The following is a 21,249-nucleotide window of genomic DNA, read 5'->3' on the forward strand; positions in this document are numbered from 1 at the left end:
GCATCGGCTTTCCGGGCCCGGATGGCGTCGGGCTCCGGCGGGCACTCGGGTCGCAACTTCTGGGTACCCCTAAGGCTCCTCCCGTACTACCGGGGTTGTGGTCACGGGGTCAACCAGCGAGGGGTGACCATGCCCGATTCGTAGGCGAGCACGACGAGTTGCGCGCGATCACGGACGTCCACTTTGGTCATGATCCGGCTGACGTGCGTCTTCGCCGTCGCCGGGCTGAGCACGAGTTCCTTCGCGATCTCGTCGTTGGACAGGCCGGCCGCGACAAGGCTCATCACTTCGCGTTCCCTTTCCGTGAGCCGGTTCAGGGTGGGTGAGGGGCCGGGCCTGGCGACCCGGCCGGCGAATTCGGCGATCAGGCGGCGGGTGATCGACGGCGCGAGCAGCGCGTCGCCCCCGGCGACCACGCGGACACCGCGGATCAGTTCCTCCGGTTCGGTGTCCTTGACCAGGAACCCGCTGGCACCGGCGCGCAGTGCGCCGTAGACGTCTTCGTCGAGGTCGAAGGTGGTGAGGATGACGACCCTGGTCCCGGTCAGCGCCGGATCTTCGAGCAGATGCCGGGTCGCGGTGAGCCCGTCCATCACCGGCATCCGGATGTCCATCAGGACGACGTCGGGTTTGTGTTCGCGCGCTGCTTCGAGGGACTCACGCCCGTCGGCCGCTTCGGCGACCACGGTGATGTCGGGTTCACCGTCCAAAATGGATTTGAACCCGGCGCGGACCAGCCGCTGGTCGTCGACGAGCAGGACCCGGATCATTTCCCCACCCGCAAAGGAAGCCGGGCACGCACCCGGAATCCGCCGTCTTCGCGCGCGGCGGCGGTGAGCTCACCGCCGAGTGCCTCGGCCCGTTCGGTCATACCGCGGATCCCGTTGCCGGGTTTCGCCGCGCCTCCCCGGCCGTCGTCGTCGATCTGCACGGACACATCATGGGGTGTGTAGCCGATCCGCACCACGACGGTGTTCGCGGCGGCGTGGCGCGCGACGTTGGTCAGCGCCTCCTGGACGACGCGGAAGGCGGCGTGTTCGACGTCGGGCGGCAGCTCCGTCGCCTTACCGTCGATCTCGGTCCGGACGGTCAGCCCGTGCGCGCCCGCGGCCTCCGCCAATTCGGCGACCCTGGCCAGGCTCGGTGTGTCCGCCTGCCGCAGCATGCCCAAGGTGGCGCGGAGTTCGCGCAACGCCTCCTTGCTGGTCTGTTTGATCGTGGCCAGCGCCTCCTCGGATTTCGCCGGATCCTTGCCGTGCAGTGCGGCACCCGCCTGGACGTTGATGAGTGCGAGGTTGTGGCCGAGGACGTCGTGCAGTTCGCGGGCGATCCGGAGCCGCTCGTCGGCTGCCCTTCGCCGCGCCTCGGCCTCCTTGGTGCGCTCGGCTTCGCGGCGGTAGTACGTCACGGCTCCGACCGCGACCAGCGCGATGAACCAGCCCGCCATCAGCAGGAACGCGAAGTCGTCCACCTGCCGTGAGGCGCCGGCCCGTGACTCGCCGATCGCGACGCCGCCCATCGAGGCCGCCGCGACGACCGCCGCGCTGCGTATCCGCCCGGTGGAGGCGTTGTTGTACAGCGCGAAGGCGAAGGCGAGCAGCACGAACCCGTCGGGATCGGTGTTCGGATAGTAGATCGCGCAGCAGACCGCGGTGAAGATCGCGACGGGGAGCGGATACCGGCGGCGCAGGAACAGTGCGGCACAGGCGAGCACCGCGCAGACCCAGCCGAGGGCGGCGTTGCGCGGCGTCTCGGCGTTGTCACCGAAGAAGGCCACGGCAAAACCCGCGAGCACCGCGACGGTGATCGCGATGTCCGCCGAGTACCGCCGCAGGATCGCCACACGACGAGAGTAGCGCGATGCGGCGCGTTTGACAAAAAAGCTTTTTACGTTCAAACTCATTTTTGTGATCAAGGATGTGCGGCCGTGAAGGATGTGGAGTACCTCGAGCGGCTCGAGCAGGCGGAGGCGTTGCTGAAACCGCAGCGGGTGGACGTCCTGCGGCAGCTGGCGGAGCCGCGGTCCTGCACCGAGGTGGCGGCGGTGCTGGACCAGACCCCGCAGCGCGTCTACTACCACGTGAAACGACTGGTGGAAGCCGGTCTGGTGAAGCAGGTGTCGGAGCGGAAGGTGCGCGCCGTCAGTGAAGGCGTGTACCAGGCGAGCGCGCGTTCGTACTGGCTGTCGCCAGGGCTGGTCGGCCGGATCGGCCCGCGGGCGGCGCGGGACGAGCTGAGTCTCGGCTACCTGGTGGACCTCATGGAGGAGGTCCAGTCGGACGTCGCCGCGCTCGACAGGACGGCGCAGGAACTGCCGTCGATCGGCGTCTCCGGCGAGATCCGGGTGGAGCCGGAGCGGCGCCAGGAGTTCCTCGATGAACTGAAGACGACTTTGCAGGATCTGTTCACCCGCTACGGCGGAGCGGAAGGCGACGCCTTCAAGCTCGCCGTGGCCTGTTACCCGAAGGGAGATGTCCATGACTGAGCCGACGATGTTCCAGGTGCGGGTGCGCGCGCCGATCGACGAGGTCTGGCAAGCGCTGGTCGATCCGGGGGCGCTGCGCACCTGGCTTTCCGAGTACGGGGAAGTCGATTTGCCGTCCCGGTACGAATTCTGGGGTCGCTACACGCCGGAAGGTGATCGTCCGCGTCAGCGGCTCCTGCTGGCCGACGGCAAGGTCCTGCGGTTCGCCTGGATCCTCGGTGAAACGGAGACCGTCGTCGAGATCGCGCTGACCGAGGACGGGGGCGGGACCTCCCTGTCGTTCAGTCAGACCGGTTTGCCGGACTATGCCGCGATGCTGGCCGACCCCGGCTCGCCGCTCGGCATGATGTACACGTTCTGGGCGTTGTCCGTCGCGAACCTCGTGGACCACGTCGAAGGACGGCCGCTCACCGCCCGCTGCGACCTCACTTCCCCGCTGATGAAAGAAGAACTGCGGATCGACGCGCCGCGAGGCGAGGTCTACTCCTCGATCGCCGACCCCACCGTGTTCACGCGCTGGTTCGGTGCCCGCATCGAGGCGGAGACCCACGTCGGCGGCCGCTGGGCGATGGGTTCGCTGGAGAACGACCCGGATCCGGCGAAGATCGTCGATCTGGTGCCCGATTCCAAGATGTCGCTCGCGTACGAGGACGGCATCGTCGCCTCCTGGGAACTCGAAGACTCCGGCGGCGGCACGAAGCTGACCTTCGTCCAAAGTGGATTCTCCGAGGGGAATCCCCCGTACGGCATGTGGATGGGCTGGCTCAGCGGTTTGGCGGAACTGCGCAGGTTCCACGAGGTCGACCCGTGGCTCCCGATTTGGGTCGACGTCCACCTGGAGGGAACACCCGAAGGGCTCATCACACTGGATGGGAAATAGGAGGATCCGATGTTGCTCGAAGGCAGGAACGCCATCGTCTACGGGGCGGCCGGCGGAATCGGGAGCGCGGTGGCCCGCGGCTTCGCCAGGGAGGGCGCGACCGTCCACCTCACCGGCCGCACACTGAAGAAGCTCGACGCCCTTGCCGATGAAATCCGGGCCGCAGGCGGCAAAGCCGAAACCGCGGAGTTCGACGCACTCGACGAAACGGCCATCGACGAGCACGCCGCTTCGGTGGCTTCGTCGGCGGGCAGTGTCGACATCTCGATGAACGTGATCACGCACAACGACGTCCAGGGCACTCCACTGGTCGAGATGTCGTTGGCGGACCTCGAAAGCCCGGTCCGGACGGCGGTACGGACGAACTTCCTGACGGCGCGGGCGGCAGCCCGGCACATGATCAGGCAGGGGTCCGGGGTGATCCTGATGTTCGGCGGCGACGGTGATCCGTTGCCGGGGTACCACCTCGGCGGGCTGCAGGTCGCGTTCAGCGCGATGGAGGCGTTGCGGCGAGGGCTGGCGTGCGAACTCGGACCGAGCGGCATCCGTGTCGTCACCCTGCGCACCGGCGGGATCCCGGAAACGATACCGGCGGGCGCCGGACTCGGCGACGCCATCCGCGACATGGAAGAAGCCACGATGCTCAGGCGGACGGCATCACTCGATGACGTCGCCCGTGTGGCGGCCTTCGCCGCGTCGGATCACGCGCGCAGCATGACGGCGACAGCGTTGAACATCAGTTGCGGCGCGATGGTCGACTGATGTTCTCTCTGTAACAACGGCGAACGCTCTCCCGACTACGCGGCACTACCAAGTGCCGGGGAGGCCGTTATGCCGAAGAGAGCGACGAAGCTGGGCATGGCGCTGGCGATCGGGCTTCTGGTCGCCGGGGGCTGCGGCGTCGAGACCGCGCCCACCGGGCGGGTCACGCCGCAGAGCGGCCCGGTTTCGACAGCTTTCACAACGTCCATAACGCCGACGCCCAGCAGCAGTTGGGCACCGCCCACGAGCACGGCCACGCCGACTCCGACACCTCGGCAGTTCGTGCCGCCGACCACGGCCGCGGTCGACGTGCCGAAGCAGGTCGAGCCGGCACCGACGAAAACCCGCCCGAAAACGACGCCGACGGCAAAGGCGCCGAATCTGGCGGAATGCGGAAGCGACTTCTACCGCAACACCGACGGTGTCTGTGTCCACCGGCCGGCGACCGGACCGGGCGCGGCCGACGGCGCGACGGCCATCTGCAAGGACGGTTCCTATAGCTACAGCCAGAATCGCCGCGGTACCTGTTCCGGGCACGGTGGGGTCCGAATCTGGTTGTGATCCCGTCGGTCAACCGTTCACTGAGAAGGGTGGTGCTGTGTAAGGTCGGATCATGGGATGCGCATGGTGAAACCGGTCGGACGGGCACCTTCGCCCCGGATCTTCGTCGTCGTGCTCGCCACCTGCGGTCTGGTGGCCTCGTTCATGCAGACGCTCGTCGTCCCACTCATCCCGGCGTTTCCCCGGCTGCTCGACACGACCCCGTCCGACGCGTCGTGGGTGGTGACGGCGACCCTGATCGCCGGAGCCGTGGTGATGCCGGTGAGCGGCAGGCTCGGCGACCTGTACGGCAAGCGTAAGTTGCTGCTGATCAGCCTGGGTTTCCTGGTCGCCGGTTCGGTGGTGTCCGCGCTGACCAGCTCACTCGCGCTGATGGTCGTCGGCCGCGGGCTGCAGGGCTGTGCGATGGGCGCGATCCCACTGGGGATCAGCATCATGCGCGACGAACTCGCGCCGGAACGGGTCGGCGCCGCGATCTCGGTGATGAGTTCGACGCTCGGGGTCGGCGGCGCCATCGGTCTCCCGGTATCGGCGCTGGTCGCGCAGAACGCCGACTGGCACGTCCTCTTCTGGGCGTCGGCCGGGCTCGGGCTCGTTTGCGGCCTGTTGATCCTGTTCGTCGTGCCGGAGTCGCCCGTGAAGACACCAGCGCCGTTCGACTACCTCGGAGCACTGGGGCTGACGGTCGGGCTGGTCTGCCTGCTGTTGCCGATCGTCAAGGGCGGCGAATGGGGCTGGGGCAGCGGCCGCACCCTCGGCTTCGCCGGGACGGCGGTGGCGATCCTGCTGGTCTGGGGTGCCTACCAATTGCGGCGCCGCGATCCGCTCGTGGACCTGCGGGTCTCCGCGCGGCGGCCGGTGCTGTTCACCAACCTCGCGTCGATCATGATCGGGTTCGCGCTGTACTCGATGGCGTTGTCGTTCCCGCAGCTGCTGCAGGCCCCCGGGTCGACCGGCTATGGGCTCGGCTTGACGATGGTGCAGGCCGGACTCTGCCTGGCGCCGAACGGGCTGGTCATGTTCATGCTGTCGCCGGTTTCGGCCCGGCTCATCGAGCGCTACGGCCCGCGTACGACGCTGATGGTCGGTGCCACCACCATCGCGGCCGGATACGTCTTCGCGACCGTGCTGATGGACAACGCTTTCGAGCTGATCACGGCGTCGATCATCATCGGTGGCGGCGTCGGCATCGCGTACGCGGCCATGCCCGCGCTGATCATGGGTTCGGTCCCGGTCACCGAAACCGCGTCCGCGAACGGGCTGAACTCGCTGATGCGCTCCGTCGGCACATCGACGTCCAGCGCGGTGATGGCGACCATGCTCGCGTCGCTGGCGATCACCGTCGGCGGGGTGTCCGTTCCGTCCGCGGCGGGTTTCCGGCTGAGCTTCGTGGTCGCCGCCGGGGCGGCGCTCTTGGGCCTCGTCTTGACCGCTTTCGTCCCGAAGCAACGCCAGCCAGAACCTCTGGTCACCTCGGTCCGCTAGCTCCCTCCGTGCGACGCGGAGACACGTCGCACGGAGGGTGCCGCGCTCAGAACAGCGTCGGGACGATCGCGTCGATCAGATGTGGCCCCGGCTCGGCGAGCGCGCGCTGGAACTGTTCGGCCAGCTCTTCCGCGGTCGTCGCCCGTGTCGCCGGGACGCCCATGCCTTCGGCGATCTTGACGAAATCCATGTCGGGCCGGGAAAGGTCGAGCAGTTCGTTCGCCTTGGGCCCGTTGGCGTCCGCGCCGACCCGCTGCAACTCCAGCCGGAGGATCGCGTACGCGCGGTTGTTCAGCAGGACCGTGGTGACGTTGAGGTTCTCCCGCGCCTGCGTCCACAACGCCGAAATCGTGTACAGCGCGCTGCCGTCGGACTGCAGGTTGATCACCGGCCGGTCCGGCGCGGCGACGGCCGCCCCGGTCGCCACCGGCATGCCGTAGCCGATCGCGCCGCCGGTCAGGGTCAGCACGTCGTGCCGGGGCGCGCCCGCGGTCGCGGCGGGCAGCAGCAGACCGGAGGTGTTCGCCTCGTCCGCGATGATCGCGCGCTCCGGCAGCAGCGCGCCGATCACGTCGACCCAGTTCTGCGGGGTCAACGGCCCCGACGGCAGCGCGGGCCGGGCGGCCTCCTGCAGCACGGGCTCCGTCTCGGCGGCGACCAGGGCCGCGACGTCGTTCAGGGCACGCGGCACGTCCTGCCCGACCTCGGCCAGCACATGGACCTGCGCGCCTTCGGGAACCAGATTGCTCGCCTTGCCGGGGTAGGCGAAGAACGACACGGGCGCCTTCGTCCCGGCGATGATCACGTGCTTGATCCCGTCGAGCTGGTACGCGACCTGCTCGGCGAGGTAACCCAGCCGCTCGATCGTCGGCAGGCCCTCGCCACGCTCGAGCCGGGCGGGGAACGTCTCGACGAACGCCTTCGCCCCGGTCGCGGCGGCGATCCTGCTGGTCGCGAGCAAGCCGGCCTCACGGCAGCCGCTGCCGCCGACGAGCAGCGCGACCGGTTCACCACCGGCCAGCACTTCGGCGATGTTCTTCACCGTCGTCGCGTCGACGGCCTGCGGGATCAGCGGCGGGATGGGCGCGCAGGTCTCGCCGCCCTCACCCCAGGACGCGTCGGCGGGGAGGATCAGCGTCGCGATCTGCCCGGGGGCGTCCTGGGACGCGGACACCGCCGCGGCGGCGTCGGCACCGACGTCCTTCGTGTGCTCGGAACGGCGGACCCAGCCTTCGAGCGAACCTGCGACGCCTTCGATATCCGATTCGAGCGGGGCGTCGTACTGCTTGTGGTAGGTCGCGTGATCGCCGATCACGTTGACGATCGGGGTGTGCGCGCGGCGCGCGTTGTGCAGGTTCGCCAGCCCGTTGCCGAGGCCGGGGCCGAGGTGCAGCAGCGTGGCCGCCGGCTTGTCGGCGATCCGCGCGTATCCGTCCGCGGCACCGGTGACGACGCCTTCGAACAGGCCGAGCACGCCGCGCATCTCGGGCACGGTGTCGAGCGCGGCCACGAAGTGCATCTCCGAGGTGCCCGGATTCGAGAAGCACACGTCGACGCCGCTGTCGACGAGCGTGCGGATCAGGGACTGGGCGCCGTTCATCTCACTCACTTTTCAAGCCCTCTCAGCGAAAAGAACGCCGGGGTTGAGGATCCCGGCCGGGTCGAAGCTCTCCTTGATCCGGCGCATCAATGCGATCTTCGCCGGGTCCTCCAGATCGAGGAAGTAGCCCGACTTGGCTCTCCCGAGGCCGTGCTCGCCGGAGATCGCGCCGCCGAGTTCCATCCCGAGCGCGAAGATGTCGGTCAGCAGCTGCTTCCGCTTGTCCGGGTCCTTGCAGAAGATGGCGAGGTGGACGTTGCCGTCGCCGGCGTGCCCGCAACCGAGCGCGCCCGCCTCACGCGACAACGCCATTTCCCTGGCCTTGCGCAGGAACTCGGGCATGGCGGACCGCGGGACCACCACGTCGATGACGTCGTCCGCGCCGGCCGCCTTGGCCGTCCAGAACGCCTTCTCACGCGCCTCGATGAGCTTGCGCGCCGAAGCGCCTTCGAGCACGTACACGTCCATCGCGCCGACATCACCCAACAGCCCACCGAGTTCCTCGATGTCTGCGTGCAGCCGGTCGTTGTCGCGATTTTCCAGCGCCACCACCAGATACGCCTGCGCCTTGTCACGGATGGCGTCCGGGACACCGAGGCTGAGCTTCTCGTTGTAGCTGATCGCCGCGAGCGTGAGGTTGTCGATGTACTCGAGGATGTGCGGTGCGAGCCCGCTGGCGATGATCTTCGGGACGACGGTCATCACCTCGTCGAAGGTCTCGAACGGGGCGAACACCGTGGCGCCGTGCGGCAGGCGCGGGTACAGCTTCACGATGACCTCGGTCGCGATCGCAAGGGTGCCTTCGGAGCCGATGATCAGCTGCGTCAGGTCGTACCCTGTCGACACCTTCGAGGTCTTGCCGCCGGTCCGGATGATCTCGCCGGTGGGCAGCACGGCCTGCAGGCCCACGACGTTGTGCCGGGTGACGCCGTACTTGACCGCGCGCATACCGCCCGCGTTCGTCCCGACATTGCCGCCGACGCTCGCGCTCAATTCCCCGGGATAGACGGTGTAGCCGAGTCCGGCCTTCGTGGTCTTTTCGTCCAATTCGGACAAGGTGACGCCCGGCTGGACGACGGCGACATGGTTTTCGGTGTCGATCTCCAGCACCGCGTTCATTCGCTCGAAGGAGATCACCAGGCTGTCTTCGCGTGGCCGCGCGCCACCCGAAAGTCCGGTGCCCGACCCTCGCGCGGTGACGGGCACGCCGTGTTCGCTCGCCGCCTTGAGCAGCTCCGCGACCTCTTCGGCGCTTCCCGGTTTCGCCAGGTAGGCGGGTATCTGCGCGGAGGTGGTCAAAGCCTCGTCGTGTGCGTAGTCCTCGGGGATCGCCTCGCCTGACAGCAAGTTCGCGTCCCCGACGATTTCGGCGAACCGTGCCGCAACATCGCCCATCGACTGCCCTTCCTCACGCTTCTTTGCCTGGTTACCGAAGCGTAGTACGTCGTGGACGGGGATGGCCATGAATCATTTTCATGTTTGCTCTCCGGTGGTCACAACCTCACGACAACCTCACTCGGCTACCCATGTCGCAGCGGGCCGTGGCGGCCCGCCGGAAGGGGTGGACGCTCGATGGGAACGAAGATGAGACGGATCGCGACGCTGGGGGCGGCGCTCGCGGTCACGTTCGGGCTCGCGGTTCCGGCGGCCGAAGGCGGGGAAACGGGCTGCACGGCTCCCGTGGCCAACGTCAGTGGGGTCAGCCAGGCCGAGGGAACCAGCGCCGGATACACAACCCTTCTTTTCACCGTTTCGCTCGCCGATGGCGGCTGCGCGCCGCAGGGCTCGGTCGAATACCGGACGATCGAGGGCAACGGCTCGCCGGTCGACCCGGCGTTCATCGCGAAGGAGAGCGTCGACTACCTGCCGAGTGCGGGCACGCTGACCTGGTCCGGGACGGCGTACACGCGAACCGTCGCGGTCAGGGTCCGCGCCGACTCCCTCGTGGAGAACGACGAGATGTTCTCCTTGCGCCTGTCCGGCGAGAAGGGGCTGCGGATCGGGCACAGCGTCGGCGTCGCCTGGATCGCCGACGACGACGCCACCAAGGCTCCACCACTCGCCACCACTCAGGAAGGCGAGATCTGCTGGTCGATCCCGCCCAACTTCGCGCAGGGAACCAGCTGCAAGGTGCCGCTCGTGCTGTCCCGCCCGTGGCTCGCTGGGCCGCTCACGATCCGCTACCGCACCGAAGGGTCCGCTCATGTGCCGGTGAAGGACGGTGTCGTCACCTTCCGGCCCGGTGAAACCAGGGGATACGCCGAGTTCACGGTCTTGTCCGGTCAAACGGGGAAGGCGCGGGTCGAATTCTTCGAGCCGTCGCAGGGCAAGCTCGTGTACGGGACCTCGACCGTGGTGATCAGCTCCGCCCGGTGACGAGGTCGGCGTCGGCCGTCGCGTTCGCCCGCCGGTACAGCTCGATCGCTCGAGCCCAGTGGGCGGCCGCGGCGGCCGTGTCACCACAACGCGCCTCCAGGTCGCCGAGGTCGCGGTGCAGGTGCGCCTCCTCGTACGGATCCGGGACGCTCGCCCGGACGGCGACGCCACGCTCGAGGTGTTCCCGCGCCGCCGCCAGATCACCGAGCCCCAGGTGGGCGCGGCCGAGCCGGTCGAGCGCGGCCGCCTCACTGTGCCGGTTCCCGACGTCCTGGCTGATCAGCAGCGCCTGGTCGAAATCGTCCCGCGCGGCCCGGAAATCCCGGCGGGCGAGGTGGACCTGGCCGGCGTGCAGCAGTGATTCCCACTCCTGCCACCGGTCGCCGATCGCCCGGGACGCGGCCAGCGCCTTGCCGAGATGGTCCAGCGCGACGTCGTGATCGCCGAGTTCCTCGTAGGCCTCGCCGAGCGTGTCGAGGGTGGCGGCCTCCAGCCGCGCGTTGCCGAGTGCGCGGAACGTCTCCAGCGCGTCCGTCAACGGGCTGAGGCCGTCCATCGGCTGGCCGCGGCGGATGTAGGCGTGGCCGAGGTTGCGCTGGGACAGCGCGCGCCCGAGCCGGTTGCCCGCCGAGGTGCACCGCTGGACCGCGAGCCGGTACGCGGTGATCGCCTCGTCGAACCGGCGCAGCGCGGCGTAGGCGTTCGCGGTGTTGTTGTAGATATGCCCTTCGCCTTCGAGATCACCGGCCGCGCGGGCGGCCTTCAACGCGCGGGCATTGGTTTCGAGCGCGTCCGTCAGCCTCCGGGTCATGAAGTAGGCCGCACCCAGCGCGCGCAGCATTTCCGCCTCTGCCAAGGGGTCTTCGAGTTCGGCCGCCGCCGCGGCCCCCTCGCGGCAGAGCCCGATCCGCTCGTTCCAGCCACCCGTGGTGTCGTAGAAGCTGGTGAGCAGATAGGTGAGCTGCCAGGCGGCGGTGTTGCGGCCGTGTTCGCGCGCGAACCGCACCACGGGCAGCAGATTCGCGCGTTCGGCACTCAGGAACGCCAGCGCCGAACGCCTTTCCGCCGGGAACGGCCGCTCGGGTGGCGGGTGGCGCAGCGCCGGGATGACCAGATCGCGGTTCGGGTCGATGACCCGGTTCGCCTCGGCGGCCACGTGCAGATACCAATCGATCAGCCGGTCCGCGGCCTCGGCGCGGCTCGACGTCGTTTCGTCGGCGCGGGCGCACCCGACGGCGAACTCGCGGATCAGGTCGTGGAGGCGAAAGCGGTCCGGGCCCGCCGGGGTGATCAGATGCGCTGCGGACAGTTCGACGGCCGCGGCCCGGCCCGCTTCGACGGGCACCCCGCACAGCGCGCTGCCGAGAGCCGAGCTGAACGACGCCCCCGGGATCAGCCCGGACAGCCGGAACAGCCGAGCCGGCGCACGGTCCAACGGCAGATAGGCGCTCGCGAGAACGGTTTTGACCGTCCGGGAATCTCCTTGTACCGCAAGGGTTTCCAGTCTGCCGGCGCCGGTCAGTTCGGCGGTGAGTTCCGCGATCGGACGGCCCGGTTCACCGGTCAGGCGCGCGGCGGCGATCCGCAGCGCCAGCGGCATCCCGTCGCACAGTCTGGCCAGCCGCGCGGCCTGCGCGGGTTCGCGGGCGACCCGTTCGGCACCCAGCACCCGGGTGAGCAGGGTCATCGACTCCGGGTCGGCCAGCGCGTCGAGGGCGAACACCCGGACGGCGTGCCTGCTTCCGAGCGCGGCCAGGGTCTGCCTGCTCGTGACGATCAGCATCGCCTTCGCCGTGCCGGGGACGAGCGGGAGGATCTGGTCGACGCCACCCGCGTTGTCGGCGACGATCACGCAACGCCTGCCGTGCAACAAGGAGCGGTAGAGCGCCGCGCGTTCGGCCGTCGCGTCGGGCAGCCGATCGTCGGGGAGACCGAGTCCACGCGACAAATGCGCGAGCGCGTCGCCCGGTGAGAGTGCTTCGTTCGGGTCGTGCCCGGCGAGGTCGAGGAAGAGCTGACCGTCGGGGAAGCGGTCCGCGATGAGGTGCGCCCACTGCACGGCCAGCGCGGATTTGCCCATTCCGGCCGCACCGGAGATGACCACGACCGGTGGCTCGGGTCCGTCGAGGAGCTTGTCGAGCGAAGCGAGTTCCCGCTGCCGTCCGGTGAAATGCCCGACACGGGCGGGGAGTTGCGCGGGCGCGGTGCCCCGCGCCGGCGCGTCGAGTTCGGGCGCGCGCCGCAGGATCGACGTATGCAGCTCGACCAGTTCCGGGCCTGGATCGACGCCGAACTCGTCGGCCAGTCCGCGGCGCACGACCCGGAACGTCTCCAACGCCTCGGCATGCCTTCCGCAGCGATGCAAGGCGAGCATGTGCAGCGCGGCGAGCCGTTCGCGGTACGGCTGCTCGGCCCGAAGCCGCGGAAGCTCCCGGAGGACTTCTTCGTGTTCGCCGAGCCTGAGTTCGGCGTCCCAGAGTTCTTCCCAGGCGGACAGCCGCAGTTCCTGAAGCCGTTCGACTTCGCGTTGGCCCCAGCCGTCGAGCTCGGCATCTGCGAAGGCTTCGCCGCGCCAGAGCCGCAACGCCTCACGCAACGCCGCCACCGCTTGGCCGGGATTGCTCCGCTTGGCGGCACGAAGTTCCTCTTCGAAGCGAAGAGCGTCGACAGAGGACGGTGCGACCGTCAGGACGTACCCGGGCTTGCGCGTCAGCAGGACCGGCGGGAAGCCGCAGTCCTCCAGCGCCTGCCGGATCCGGGCGACATGGCTGTGCAGGGTCTTCACCGCGGTGCGGGGCGGATCCTCACCCCAGAGCACGTCGACCAGCCGGGGGATCGCGACGACCGAACCCGCGTGCAGGGCGAGAACGCCGAGCACGGCTCGCTGGCGGGCGCCGTGCAACTCCGCCCGCCCAGTGGGCCCGATCGCTTCGACCGGGCCCAGCACCCGCAGTTCCCCTGGCCTGGGCACCCTGCTCCCTCCGGCAAGTGACCTCGGTGAGCGTATCCGGGCGAAGACCCACCGAAATCGGCCAATTAGGGCACACGATCTCGACAACCCCGCCACAACCGGTCTGGCCGACGGTCAACGGGTCGACAGTTTCGCCCAAGGAGGGGTACATGATCAGCAGAAATCCGCGGCGCCGCCGAACGCTGCTCGCCTCGGCCGTCTTGGCCGCCGCGACGCTGTTCGCGGGTGTCGCGCCGGCGGTGCAGGCCGCGCCGGAGGCTCGGAGCGACGTCTTCATCCGGGACAACACGTCCGATGTCGGGTTCGAACCCTCGACCGGTTCGCTCTACTCCAGCCCCGACATCCGGGTGTGTTTCTCGGCGACGATCCTCTGCGCGACCGACGACCCGATCGTCCAGGGGAGCACCGCCTACATTCATGTCACGCTGAACAACCCCGGCCCGTATGGGGACGGCCTCGAGAAGGGGACGCTGCAGGTCTACTACACGAAGCAAGGCACCGTGGCCCAGTGGTCGAGCCAGTGGAACTACATCGGTTCGGCCACCAACGTGAGCGTGCCCTACGGCACCAAACGGGTCGTCATCCCGTGGAAGGTCCCGATCGGCTCGCACTTCTGCCTGCTGGCACGATGGCTTTCGCCGACGGACCTGCCGACCGAGGGCCTGAGCACGTCGACGAACGCGCGGAACAACAACAACATCGGCTGGCACAACGTGAACGCCGTACCGTTCAAGATCAAGGTACCGGTACTCCGGCCGATCGTGTTCGGCTGGGACGGTCGCGAGCCCACGGCGGTCGGCGACATCGTCTTCACGCAGCCGGGCAGGCCGTTCACCGGCCCGGGACGGATCACCATCGACCTCGGCCCCGACCTCGCCGCACGCTGGCGGGCGGCCGGCGCGAAGGGGGAAGGCGTCGAACGTGTCGGTGAGACCGAGCTGGCCATCGTGAACCCGCAGCAAGCCCGGATCAGCGGTTTGACCTTCAAGTCGGGCGAACAGGTGGACGCCAAGCTGAGCTTCACCGCCGGAGCCGAGGCGGCCGGCGGGCAGTACACCGTCCACGTGACCCAGGTCGACCAGCGCGGCGAAGAGGTCGGTGGCGTCGAGTACCGGCTCAGCGAAGCGCGGCAGTAAGCCAGGGAGGGGTGCCGGCCCGTGGGCGGTGTGGGGTGGGGAACCCGCACCGCCCACGGGTTTTACGCGCGTGCGAACGAAAGCGTCTCGCCCTCGACACCTCGCAGCCAGAGGTCTTGCGCGGCTTCCGCCATTTCGGCGAGTCCCTCTTCGATGGTCGCGAACACGTTCCCGGGCACCCAGCCCGCGTCGCCGTTGATCAGCAGGTTGTTGCGGCCGTAGAAGATCGCGAGATCCGTCGCGCCCTGGTCACTGTGAGCCTCGCTGTCCTCGTCGTAGCCGTACGCCGGGTTGCCGATTTCCCACGCTTCGAACCCGAAGTACACGACATCACCCGGAATCGGGGTCACCGTGGGGTTCTCGCGGCCCGGTTTCGGTTCGGCGAAAGGCGGAACGAGGGTGTAGACCTCGTTGCGCGCGTACTTCGCGTGGTACGCCGAACCGCTCTGCGGCAACGCTTCCCACACCGCCCGGCAGGTCCGCGGGGCTTCGGCGTCGAGCAGCCGGGCCCGGCAGGACACTCCGCGCTTGTCGAGCGTGATCGTGATGTAGCGGGTCATCACGCGACCCCCGCCACGACGTCGCCCCAGATCCGCAGCGCCTCGTCGACCTGCTCGGAGTCGACGATCAGCGGCGGCACCATCCGCACGACGTTCATGTACGCCCCGCACGTCAGCAGCAGCAACCCGTTGGCGGACGCGGCCTTCTGGGCCGCCTGTGCCTTCGCGGTGTCCGGCTCGCCGTCCGGCGTGGTGAACTCGGAACCGACCAGCAGCCCCAGCCCGCGGACGTCGCCGATCGACGGCGACTTGTCCGCGATCACCCGGACGCCTTCCAGGAGCTGGCGCCCTCGTTCGGCGGCGTTCTCGACGAGCCCCTCCTGCTGGATCACCTCCAGCGTGGCGATCGCCGCCGCGCAGGCCACCGCGTTACCGCCGTAGGTGCCGCCCTGCGACCCGGGAAGCGCCTTCGCCATCAGCTCCTCCGACGCGGCGATGCCCGAGATCGGGAAACCGCTCGCGAGACCCTTCGCGATGAGCACGATGTCCGGGCTCACCCCGAAGTGTTCGTGCCCCCAGAACCTGCCCGTCCGGCCGAAGCCGGTCTGGATCTCGTCCATCACCAGCAGGATCCCGTGCTTGTCGGCGCGTTCGCGCAGCCCGGCGAGGAACTCGCGGTTCGCCGGCACGTACCCGCCCTCACCGAGCACCGGCTCGATGAAGAACGCGGCCGTCTCGTTCGGCGAGCAGACCGTCGCGAACAGGTAGTCGAGCTCGCGCAGGGCGAACTTCGTCGCCGTCTCCTCGTCCCAGCCGTAGTGGAAGGCATATGGGAACGGCGCGACGTGCACCCCGGACATGAGCGGCGAGATACCGGCGCTGAACCGGGGGCCCGACGTCGTCATCGTCGCCGCCGCGACGGTCCGGCCGTGGAACCCGCCCTGGAAGACGATGACGTTGGGCCGCTTGGTCGCCTGCCGCGACAGCCGGAGCGCCGCCTCGACCGCCTCGCTGCCGGAGTTCGCGTAGAAGAGGGAATTCAGGCCTTCTGGAAGGACACCGCCCAGCTTCTCGGTCAGCTCGAGCATCGGCTTGTGCATGACCGTCGTGTACTGCCCGTGGATGAGTTTGCCGATCTGCTCCCGCGCCGCGCTCACCACGTGCGGGTGACAGTGGCCGGTGCTGGTCACGCCGATACCGGCGGTGAAATCCAGGTGACGTTTGCCATCGGTGTCGTAGAGGTACACCCCTTCACCGTGGTCGACCACGACCGGCGTTGCCTGCTTGAGCAGCGGTGATAGCTGGGCCATGGGCTGCGCTCCTAGGTCGGCTGAGCTGTTGTCGATTGTTGACAATATCCATAGCATGGCTTTCGGGACAACATGGAGGAGCGTTGGGATGAGCTCGATCAGTGAGGCCGGCGTAGTCAAGGCGGTCGACAAGGAACTGTTCATCGGCGGCAAGTGGGTGCCCGCCACGGACGGGAAGACCTTCCCCGTCCTCGACCCTTCGACAGGTGAAGCCCTGTGCGAGGTGGCCGACGCGTCACCGGCGGACGGTGTCGGCGCACTCGACGCGGCCGTCGCCGCACAGGCCGACTGGGCGAACGTCGCCCCGCGTGAGCGCGGGGAAATCCTGCGCCGCGCCTACGAACTGCTGATCAAGCGCGCCGACGAACTCGCGCTGCTGATGACGCTCGAGATGGGCAAGCCGCTCGCGGAATCGAAGGGCGAGATCACCTACGCGGCCGAGTTCTTCCGCTGGTTCGCGGAGGAGGCCGTCCGGATCGACGGCGGCTACGCCGTCGCGCCCAACGGGTCGGGTCGCTTCCTGGTGACGAAGCAGCCCGTCGGGCCGTGTCTCCTGATCACGCCGTGGAACTTCCCCATGGCGATGGGCACCCGCAAGATCGGCCCAGCCGTCGCGGCCGGCTGCACGATGATCATCAAACCCGCTGCCCAGACCCCCCTTTCGATGTTGGCTCTCGCGGCGATCCTCGCCGAAGCGGGATTGCCGGAGGGCGTGCTGAACGTGCTCACGACGTCGGACTCCGGCGGAGTGATGGAGCCGCTGATCCGGGACGGCCGTGCCCGGAAGCTGTCCTTCACCGGCTCGACCGGCGTCGGGCGGAAGCTGCTGGAACAGTGCGCGGACAAGGTGCTCCGCACCTCGATGGAACTCGGCGGTAACGCCCCCTTCCTCGTCTTCGAAGACGCCGACCTCGACGCGGCGATCGACGGCGCGATGACCGCCAAGATGCGCAACATCGGCGAGGCCTGCACGGCCGCGAACCGCTTCTATGTCCAGCGAGGCATCGTCGGCGAGTTTTCCCGGCGTCTCACCGAGCGCATGGAAGCCCTGCCGATGGGACGCGGCACCGAGGAAGGTGTCGTCGTCGGCCCCCTCATCGACGAAGCCGCCGTCGAGAAGGTCAGCAGCCTGGTCTCCGACGCCACCGATCGCGGAGCGCGTGTCCTCACCGGCGGGTCTGCTGTGGACGGTCCTGGCAACTTCTATCAGGCCACGGTGCTCACCGACGTGCCCAAGGACGCCAGGCTCGCTTCGGAGGAGATCTTCGGGCCGGTCGCCCCGATCACCCCGTTCGACAGCGAGGACGAGGCCATCGCGGCGGCGAACGACACCGAGTTCGGCCTAGTGTCCTATGTGTACACCTCCGACCTCAAGCGGGCGCTTCGGGTTTCGGAACGGTTGGAAGCCGGCATGATCGGCCTCAACCAAGGGCTGGTCTCGAACCCGGCGGCGCCTTTCGGCGGAATCAAGCAGTCCGGGCTCGGTCGTGAAGGTGGCACTGTCGGCATCGAGGAGTTCCTCGAGACCAAGTACATCGCGGTGGCTCTGTGACTTCTTATCGGATCGCGAGCATTCCCGGCGACGGGATCGGTGTCGATGTGACGGTCGAGGCCCGCAAAGTCCTCGACCGCGCGGCGGCATCGCATGGTTTCTCCTTGTCCTGGAAAGAGTTCGACTGGAGTTGTGAGCGGTACACCAAGACCGGCTCGATGATGCCCGACGACGGTATCGAGCAGCTTTCCGCTTTCGATGGGATCTTTCTCGGTGCCGTCGGCTTCCCCGGCGTTCCCGACCATGTGTCGTTGTGGGGTCTCCTCATTCCGGTGCGGCGCGCGTTCGGTCAGTACGTCAACCTCCGGCCGGTCCGCCTGCTGCCGGGGACGACTTCGGCACTGGCGGGCCGCAGCGCCGAAGAGCTGGAGATGGTGATCGTCCGGGAGAATTCCGAGGGCGAGTACTCGGAGATCGGCGGCAGGCACAATCGTGGCCTGGAAAACGAGTTCGTCTTACAGGAATCCGTGTTCACGCGGGTCGGGGTGGAGCGGATCATCCGCTACGCCTTCGAACTGGCGAAGACGCGGACGGGCCGGGTCTGCTCCGCGACCAAGTCCAACGGGCTCATCCACTCGATGCCGTTCTGGGACGAGATCTTCGCCGAAATCTCCTCGGAGTATCCGGACGTGCACGCCGAACAGTGCCATGTCGACGCGCTCGCCGCGCGGATGGTGCAGGCGCCGGACCGGCTTGACGTCGTGGTCGCTTCCAATCTCTTCGGCGACATCCTGAGCGACCTGGCGGCGGCCGTGACGGGCGGGCTCGGAATGGCGCCTTCGGGCAACATCAATCCGACCGGTGAGTTCCCTTCCATGTTCGAGGCGGTACACGGCAGCGCTCCCGACATCGCCGGGCAGGGCATCGCGAATCCGGTGGCGCAGATCCTGGCGGGGGCGATGCTGCTCGACCATTTCGGGGAAACCCTTGCGGCACAGGATGTTCGCGCCGCGGTGGAAAAGGTTCTCGAGGAGGGGACCGTGCAGACCCCTGACCTCGGCGGGAAGTCCACCACCGCCGAACTCGGGTCCGCGGTGGTCGCCGCTCTATCTTGAACCATCCGCATAGGGGCGTGTCAAGTCCCGGCAAGTCATGAATGGTCCATTCATGACTTCGGGTGGGGTTTGAGTACATGAAGGCCCCCTTCCTTGCGTTAGGCGCAAGGAAGGGGGCCTTCATGTACTTAAGGCAGTTAAGGCAGTTATGGCTGTCGTGGCGCTTCTAGTGTTGCGGGCTCGATGCCGCCGCGGTCCGGTGTCGCTAACGTCGCATTAGGGACACTGAGCGTCCCCAACGCGACATTGGGAACCCTGGCCTGCCGTGTCGCGAAAGCCACTTTCGAGACCTCAGGCGTCCCCAAAGTGGCTTTCGCGACACTCGACAGGTCAGGAATACGCCAGCTTCACCTTGTGGAGTAAGGCAGTGGTATTCGGGCGGCCCGCTCCGTGTCCCCAATGCCACATCGGGGGCGTCGGTGCCGTGAATCCGGCCCTGCCGATTTTCTCGAAAAGGCGAAAATGGTGTGCTGAAAGGGAATCTCGGCGCGAACCCGCCACGAAAGGACCGTTCATCGCATGCGCGCCACCCCGGGCCGCGAGTTTTTGTCGGTGCCCCGGTGCACAGTGTCGATCATCGGATTCGACGACTGGAGGAGTGCCGATGTGCTGGCATTGCGACAACCCCGGGAAGAGCCGCAGCGACTACCTCATCGAGGAGGTCCGTCCGCTGATCCGGAAGTACGGCTGGATGGTGCAGACGGTCGAGCGCGGAAGCGCCCAACCCGGTTTCGCGTACACGGTCGGGCTCACCGACGCCGGGCTCCCGGAACTCGTCGTCACCGGACTGAGAGAGCGAAGATCCGGGCAGCTGCTGAACTATTTCGCCAAGCAGGTGGTCCGGTCGGGGCCGCCGGAAGCGGGTGAGGTGCTGCCCGCCGCGGTGGGATGGCCGGCGTTCGAGGTCGTTCCGCTCAGTTCGCCGTCGGCGCACCTGATCACCGCCGTGCTCATGTACGGCGAGGAATTCCGTGCCCTGCAATTGGTCTACGAGGACGAGCACGGCAATTGGCCGTGGGACAGGGAGTTCCGCGGTGGAACGGGCGGGCAGCCGGTGCTGGGGGCGCGGGGCCGTGGCTGAATCCTCAAGGCACCGCGGGAGCCTCGCCCACTCGAAGGCTGGTTCCCGGGGCCAGTCGCTGGACCGCGTCCTCCATATGGGCTTCCAGCAGCGACAGCGCGGTCTCTTCGTCGCCTGCCCGGAGGGCCTCGATGATCTTGGTGTGCTCGGTGACCCGTTCTTCGACCTGCTGATAGGTCGCCTGCAGCGCGGTGAGGCACATCCGGGTCTCGATCAGCAGGGTCCGGGCCATCCGAACGAGCCGCTTGCTGCCGGACGCGGCGATCAGCGCTTCGTGGAACCGGAGGTCGGCCCAGGACAGCGCGGTCGGATCGTCGTCGTCCGCGGCGGCGGCCATGGCGCTCACGGCCTGTTCGAGTTCGGTGGCGACCCGTTCCCGGTCACCACGCAGCGCCCGCAGCATCGCGGCACGCTCGATGGCCGAGCGCGCCGAGTAGATGTCGTAGACGTCGCCGGGTTCGAGGTCGATCACGAACAGGCCGCGGTGCCGCTCGCTGCGCAGGAGCCCTTCGGAAACGAGGTGCTGCATCGCCTCTCGCAGCGGTCCCCGCGAAACCTGGAACCGGGAGGCCAGATCCGTTTCGCCGAGCTGGGTGCCGGGAGGGAGAGCGCCGGTCATGATCGCGTCCCGCAACTGGCGCGCGATGATCCCGGCGGTCGACTCCCGGCTGACCGGCTCGATTTCCGGCAAGGACATGGTTCAGTTGCCCCTTCTCCCGAACAGCGCGCCCAGTGTGCGGACGAGCGGCGACTTCCCGGTGAGCCGCAGGCCCTCCCAGACCGTGACCTGGTTGGCGGTCAGCACCGGCTTGCCGAGCCGGGTCTCGAGCGTGTTGATCTCGCCGAGCGTGCGCATGGCGGTGTCGGGGACGAGCAGCGCGTCGGCCGCCGGGTGGTCGCGGCTCACGACGAGCTCGACGACGGCTTCCGGGCTGAGCTCGCCGACCTCGGCGGCGGTGTCGATGTCCGCGCTGCCCATCGAGATCACCTCGACCCCGCCCGCGCCGAGGAACTCGACGAACAGCCGGGCGACGTCGTCCGGGTAGCTGGCGGCGACCGCGACCCGCCGGACCCCGAGGGCCTGAGCGGCGTGGACGAAGGCGAAGGAGGTGCTCGACGCCGGGACACCGGCGACGGCGGCCAGCCGGTCGGCCTGGTCGCGGGCGCCTTCCCAGCCGTAGACGAAGCTGCCGCTGGTGCACGCCCAGACCACCGCGTCCGGTTCGTGTTTGGCCAGCAGCGCGGCGCCGTCGGCGAGCCGGCTTTCGCTGCCGAGGTCCAGCAGCTCCGGTACGGCGTGCAGATCGGTGCCGTAGATGTGCTCGACCGGCAGCTTGATCCCGGCCATGTCCCCGCCGAGGAGCTGTTCCGCGAGCGGGTAGTCGTCTTCGGCCGCGTGATCGGGGTAGATGAATCCGATCGTGGTCGTCTCGGACGGCGGCTCGGGTGGGGTGAGCGGCGAGATGGGCACGGGACCTCCGGAGGACAGATTGTC

19 protein-coding genes are annotated in these 21,249 nt (G+C 68.3%); 10 read left to right on the top strand and 9 right to left on the bottom strand.

Annotated features, from left to right (window positions below):
* Nucleotides 1–101 precede the first annotated feature (101 nt).
* Complete coding sequence (locus tag DL990_RS19315; RefSeq protein WP_125788447.1) at nucleotides 102–770, bottom strand: response regulator transcription factor; 669 nt, start codon at nucleotides 768–770, stop codon at nucleotides 102–104.
* Entirely contained in the window at nucleotides 767–1,843 is a 1,077-nt protein-coding gene (locus DL990_RS19320) for a sensor histidine kinase (protein ID WP_125799466.1), read from the bottom strand. Before DL990_RS19320 ends, DL990_RS19315 begins: the two co-directional genes overlap by 4 nt.
* Nucleotides 1,844–1,927: 84 nt before the next feature.
* Here DL990_RS19320 and DL990_RS19325 point away from each other — a divergent pair, with 84 nt between their 5' ends.
* The 5 genes from DL990_RS19325 (at nucleotide 1,928) to DL990_RS19345 (ending at nucleotide 6,173) form a co-directional block, all read left to right on the top strand.
* A complete protein-coding gene (locus tag DL990_RS19325; protein ID WP_125788449.1) occupies nucleotides 1,928–2,485 on the top strand; it encodes a helix-turn-helix domain-containing protein in 558 nt (185 codons plus the stop codon).
* Nucleotides 2,478–3,365, top strand: a complete 888-nt coding sequence (locus tag DL990_RS19330) for an SRPBCC domain-containing protein (RefSeq protein WP_125799467.1) — start codon at nucleotides 2,478–2,480, stop codon at nucleotides 3,363–3,365. Before DL990_RS19325 ends, DL990_RS19330 begins: the two co-directional genes overlap by 8 nt.
* Before the next feature lie 9 nt (nucleotides 3,366–3,374).
* Nucleotides 3,375–4,127 carry an SDR family NAD(P)-dependent oxidoreductase gene (locus DL990_RS19335; protein WP_125788451.1) on the top strand — a complete coding sequence of 251 codons (753 nt, stop codon included), beginning with the start codon at nucleotides 3,375–3,377 and terminating at the stop codon, nucleotides 4,125–4,127.
* A gap of 69 nt (nucleotides 4,128–4,196) precedes the next feature.
* Complete coding sequence (locus DL990_RS19340) at nucleotides 4,197–4,688, top strand: DUF3761 domain-containing protein (protein ID WP_233599158.1); 492 nt, start codon at nucleotides 4,197–4,199, stop codon at nucleotides 4,686–4,688.
* 57 nt (nucleotides 4,689–4,745) lie between these two features.
* Entirely contained in the window at nucleotides 4,746–6,173 is a 1,428-nt protein-coding gene (locus tag DL990_RS19345; protein ID WP_125799468.1) for an MFS transporter, read from the top strand.
* A gap of 46 nt (nucleotides 6,174–6,219) precedes the next feature.
* On the opposite strand, the gene DL990_RS19350 is transcribed toward DL990_RS19345, so the two are convergent.
* The gene (locus DL990_RS19350) at nucleotides 6,220–7,773 is read right to left on the bottom strand and encodes an acetolactate synthase large subunit (protein WP_199746470.1); all 1,554 of its coding nucleotides are present in this window, start codon (nucleotides 7,771–7,773) and stop codon (nucleotides 6,220–6,222) included.
* A gap of 12 nt (nucleotides 7,774–7,785) precedes the next feature.
* Nucleotides 7,786–9,168 (bottom strand): FAD-binding oxidoreductase, encoded by a 1,383-nt coding sequence (locus tag DL990_RS19355; RefSeq protein WP_125788454.1) that lies wholly within the window; start codon nucleotides 9,166–9,168, stop codon nucleotides 7,786–7,788.
* Nucleotides 9,169–9,357: 189 nt separating this feature from the next.
* Between DL990_RS19355 and DL990_RS19360 the strand changes: the two genes are divergently transcribed.
* Nucleotides 9,358–10,149, top strand: a complete 792-nt coding sequence (locus tag DL990_RS19360) for a Calx-beta domain-containing protein (RefSeq protein WP_125799470.1) — start codon at nucleotides 9,358–9,360, stop codon at nucleotides 10,147–10,149.
* Here the strand turns inward: DL990_RS19360 and DL990_RS19365 are convergent.
* Nucleotides 10,133–13,096, bottom strand: a complete 2,964-nt coding sequence (locus DL990_RS19365; protein ID WP_125788533.1) for a BTAD domain-containing putative transcriptional regulator — start codon at nucleotides 13,094–13,096, stop codon at nucleotides 10,133–10,135. The two genes, DL990_RS19360 and DL990_RS19365, sit on opposite strands and share 17 nt — an antisense overlap.
* Before the next feature lie 173 nt (nucleotides 13,097–13,269).
* On the opposite strand from DL990_RS19365, the gene DL990_RS19370 reads away from it, so the two are divergent.
* Entirely contained in the window at nucleotides 13,270–14,256 is a 987-nt protein-coding gene (locus DL990_RS19370) for a hypothetical protein (protein ID WP_125788456.1), read from the top strand.
* 62 nt (nucleotides 14,257–14,318) lie between these two features.
* Here the strand turns inward: DL990_RS19370 and DL990_RS19375 are convergent, their stop codons facing one another.
* Together DL990_RS19375 and DL990_RS19380 are read right to left on the bottom strand one after the other, a co-directional pair.
* A complete protein-coding gene (locus tag DL990_RS19375; protein WP_125788457.1) occupies nucleotides 14,319–14,816 on the bottom strand; it encodes a DUF3830 family protein in 498 nt (165 codons plus the stop codon).
* The gene (locus DL990_RS19380) at nucleotides 14,816–16,066 is read right to left on the bottom strand and encodes an aspartate aminotransferase family protein (RefSeq protein ID WP_125799471.1); all 1,251 of its coding nucleotides are present in this window, start codon (nucleotides 16,064–16,066) and stop codon (nucleotides 14,816–14,818) included. The genes DL990_RS19375 and DL990_RS19380 overlap by 1 nt, the downstream gene beginning before the upstream one ends.
* 88 nt (nucleotides 16,067–16,154) lie before the next feature.
* Between DL990_RS19380 and DL990_RS19385 the strand changes: the two genes are divergently transcribed.
* The 3 genes from DL990_RS19385 (at nucleotide 16,155) to DL990_RS19395 (ending at nucleotide 19,754) form a co-directional block, all read left to right on the top strand.
* Nucleotides 16,155–17,618 carry an NAD-dependent succinate-semialdehyde dehydrogenase gene (locus DL990_RS19385; protein ID WP_125788459.1) on the top strand — a complete coding sequence of 488 codons (1,464 nt, stop codon included), beginning with the start codon at nucleotides 16,155–16,157 and terminating at the stop codon, nucleotides 17,616–17,618.
* Nucleotides 17,615–18,673 carry a tartrate dehydrogenase gene (locus tag DL990_RS19390; protein WP_125799472.1) on the top strand — a complete coding sequence of 353 codons (1,059 nt, stop codon included), beginning with the start codon at nucleotides 17,615–17,617 and terminating at the stop codon, nucleotides 18,671–18,673. Before DL990_RS19385 ends, DL990_RS19390 begins: the two co-directional genes overlap by 4 nt.
* A gap of 604 nt (nucleotides 18,674–19,277) precedes the next feature.
* Nucleotides 19,278–19,754 carry a DUF4262 domain-containing protein gene (locus tag DL990_RS19395; RefSeq protein WP_125788461.1) on the top strand — a complete coding sequence of 159 codons (477 nt, stop codon included), beginning with the start codon at nucleotides 19,278–19,280 and terminating at the stop codon, nucleotides 19,752–19,754.
* A gap of 4 nt (nucleotides 19,755–19,758) precedes the next feature.
* Here the strand turns inward: DL990_RS19395 and DL990_RS19400 are convergent, their stop codons facing one another.
* Together DL990_RS19400 and DL990_RS19405 are read right to left on the bottom strand one after the other, a co-directional pair.
* On the bottom strand, nucleotides 19,759–20,451 hold the full coding sequence (locus DL990_RS19400) for a GntR family transcriptional regulator (protein WP_125788462.1): 693 nt from the start codon (nucleotides 20,449–20,451) through the stop codon (nucleotides 19,759–19,761).
* A 3-nt stretch (nucleotides 20,452–20,454) separates the two neighbouring features.
* Complete coding sequence (locus DL990_RS19405) at nucleotides 20,455–21,225, bottom strand: maleate cis-trans isomerase (RefSeq protein WP_125788463.1); 771 nt, start codon at nucleotides 21,223–21,225, stop codon at nucleotides 20,455–20,457.
* Between the last annotated feature and the right edge of the window lie 24 nt (nucleotides 21,226–21,249).

The organism is Amycolatopsis sp. WAC 01416 (assembly GCF_003947485.1).
Taxonomy (GTDB): Bacteria; Actinomycetota; Actinomycetes; order Mycobacteriales; family Pseudonocardiaceae; genus Amycolatopsis.